This is a genomic window from Sphingomonas sp. 179-A 2A2 NHS, assembly GCF_045371305.1.
GTDB lineage: Bacteria > Pseudomonadota > Alphaproteobacteria > Sphingomonadales > Sphingomonadaceae > Sphingomonas.
Map to the genome: position 1 here is coordinate 1 of NZ_JBIQDE010000036.1, position 1,451 is coordinate 1,451.

Sequence of the window (1,451 nt, forward strand, 5' to 3'; positions counted from 1 at the left end):
ATTCAATATATCCTGGGAGAAACGGCCTCGGCCTAGTCGGCCGAGACGGTGATGCCTGACGGGACTCACGCCAAACCGCCCCGCCCCACACCAACCGAACGCTAGCGGCAACGGCCGACGCGCCGGCTTACGCCGTCGCGATGCTCCCTAGTGGGATCAAGCGGTTGCTGTCGGTTCGCCGTCATGAGCCGGCCTGCCTGCGGCAGACGATCAGGCCGAGTCGACGTGTCGTTCTGTCGGCCTGTCCACCTGTCGACACGCTGACAGACGGTTGGTCAGGCATATGAGGTCAGTGCCGGCGCCAAATGCTGCGGCGTGTGACCCACAGGAAACCGGGGTAGAGCAGCGCGGCCCCTCCCCAGCCCCAGCGCCACAGCGTGTCGGACCGCGCGGTGCAGCGCGGCTCGGGGCAATGCGCCGTCACCAGCGCGACGAGCCAGATCGCGAGCAGCACGACCACCAGATAGCAGATTGTCGCCGCGACGAGGTTGCGCTTGCTGATCCGCATCGTGGTCATCACGCGCCGGTATCACCACGCACGGGCGCCGCAACCCTCGTGCCGACGTATAGGTGGGATGCGATATCCTTGGCATGACGACCGAGCCGTGCTGATCGCAGGCGGCGAGGCACGGCGTTGCGGGCGTACGCGAGAGAAGCATCGATGGCGGAGCGGGCGGGCACGCCGCAGCGGAGAACGGCCCGGCGTGGCGATCATCCCGACATGCCGACGATGCGACATGTCGACGGTAGCGGTCGCGGGTATTCAGCGTTGCGCTCGACGATCGCTGATCGATGCATCGACGGCATCATCAATCATTGTCGCGATGGCGCTTCGTTCGACACGGCGTACGGCTGCATCCGGCGTGTCGCGGTGTCGACACGTTGCCGTGTCGATCTGTTGGCGCGCAACCGCTGCGTGCCATGGCGGCGATCGCCTTCGTCGCGGCGAGTGATCGCGCGCACCGATAACGGCCGGACCGCGACCGATCGCCGATGCCGTGGCGACGGTGTGGCGCTTGGCCCGACGCACGGTGCTCAGGTCCACGTGTCGCGATGTCGACACGTCGGCGTGTCAATCCGTTGCGGGGGGCTTCAGCAGATAGACGTCGTAGCTCTCATCAGTCGCGGCGGGGGCGAAGCGGGCGAGGCGGCGGGTGGCGGCGAGGAAGCGGCGCGCCTCTGCAAGGTCGACGCGCAAGGCGCCGTAATAGCCGCGGTCGCGCAGCCCCGCAGTCGTTCCGGGTCCGAGCCGCTCGCCCAGCACGACGACGACGGGGCGGCGATGGCGCGCCTGGAGCCGGCGCGCGGTATCGAGCAACCGGCCGAGCGTCATCGTCTCCTGCGCCGCCTTGGAGAAGGCGAGCGTGGTGCCGAAGCGCCGCTCGCGCGCGAGATAGATCGGGTGGCGCGAATAATAGGGCAGCGCCTCGAGCGCGGTATCGGGATCGCCC

Annotated in this window: 2 protein-coding genes; both read right to left on the reverse strand. The window is 68.2% G+C overall.

Annotated features, from left to right (window positions below; translation table 11 throughout):
* Positions 1-289: 289 nt before the first annotated feature.
* Positions 290-517 carry a hypothetical protein gene (locus tag ACH0AE_RS17850; protein ID WP_406876172.1) on the reverse strand — a complete coding sequence of 76 codons (228 nt, stop codon included), beginning with the start codon at positions 515-517 and terminating at the stop codon, positions 290-292.
* 555 nt (positions 518-1,072) lie between these two features.
* Positions 1,073-1,451, reverse strand: a 379-nt coding sequence (locus ACH0AE_RS17855) for a hypothetical protein (protein WP_406876173.1), incomplete at its 5' end; no start/stop codon positions are given.

What these genes read in the sequence shown, in the direction of transcription:
- ACH0AE_RS17850 (WP_406876172.1), bottom strand. Translation starts at nt 517, where the DNA reads ATGACCACGATGCGGATCAGCAAGCGCAACCTCGTCGCGGCGACAATC.